General features: G+C 50.2%; 2 tRNA genes and 2 rRNA genes. All 4 read right to left on the reverse strand.

Annotated elements, in window-relative coordinates:
• Nucleotides 1-545: ribosomal RNA gene (locus ACLEXF_RS25410) — 23S ribosomal RNA — on the reverse strand; the annotation flags it as partial.
• A 177-nt stretch (nt 546-722) separates the two neighbouring features.
• Nucleotides 723-798 (reverse strand) — tRNA-Ala (locus ACLEXF_RS25415).
• A 36-nt stretch (nt 799-834) separates the two neighbouring features.
• Nucleotides 835-911 (reverse strand) — tRNA-Ile (locus ACLEXF_RS25420).
• 70 nt (nt 912-981) lie between these two features.
• Nucleotides 982-1072 (reverse strand): 16S ribosomal RNA (locus ACLEXF_RS25425); the annotation flags it as partial.

The following is a 1072-nucleotide window of genomic DNA, read 5'->3' on the forward strand; positions in this document are numbered from 1 at the left end:
AAGGTGCTCCCACTGCTTGTACGTACACGGTTTCAGGTTCTTTTTCACTCCCCTCGCCGGGGTTCTTTTCGCCTTTCCCTCACGGTACTGGTTCACTATCGGTCAGTCAGGAGTATTTAGCCTTGGAGGATGGTCCCCCCATATTCAGACAGGATACCACGTGTCCCGCCCTACTCTTCGAGTTCACAACCTGTGCATTTTGGTGTACGGGACTATCACCCTGTACCGTCGGACTTTCCAGACCGTTCCACTAACACACAAGCTGATTCAGACTCTGGGCTGCTCCCCGTTCGCTCGCCGCTACTGGGGGAATCTCGGTTGATTTCTTTTCCTCGGGGTACTTAGATGTTTCAGTTCCCCCGGTTCGCCTCGTTAACCTATGTATTCAGTTAACGATAGTGCAACGAATTGCACTGGGTTTCCCCATTCGGACATCGCCGGTTATAACGGTTCATATCACCTTACCGACGCTTTTCGCAGATTAGCACGTCCTTCATCGCCTCTGACTGCCAGGGCATCCACCGTGTACGCTTAGTCGCTTAACCTCACAACCCGAAGATGTTTCGTAAAACATCATCGTGTCGCGAAAATTTGAGAGACTCGAACACACATTAACTGTGTGTCGTTTCAATTTTCAGCTTGATCCAGATTTTTAAAGAGCAAAACTTCGCAGTGCACCTTTTCAGGTTCACTCTGAAGTTTTCTTGTGTTCGCAGTAAAGATGGTGGAGCTATGCGGGATCGAACCGCAGACCTCCTGCGTGCAAAGCAGGCGCTCTCCCAGCTGAGCTATAGCCCCATCGTTTGCAACCTCTTCAAATTTGCTTCGCAAATTTGGTAGGCCTGAGTGGACTTGAACCACCGACCTCACCCTTATCAGGGGTGCGCTCTAACCACCTGAGCTACAAGCCTGCAGAGATTATTTACTGCTCTATTTCATCAGACAATCTGTGTGAGCACTACAAAGGCAGGTTCTTTAAGGTAAGGAGGTGATCCAACCGCAGGTTCCCCTACGGTTACCTTGTTACGACTTCACCCCAGTCATGAATCACAAAGTGGTAAGCGCCCTCCCG

The sequence above is a fragment of the Klebsiella pneumoniae complex sp. WS1778 genome (assembly GCF_049472055.1).
GTDB classification, from domain to species: domain Bacteria; phylum Pseudomonadota; class Gammaproteobacteria; order Enterobacterales; family Enterobacteriaceae; genus Klebsiella; species Klebsiella quasipneumoniae.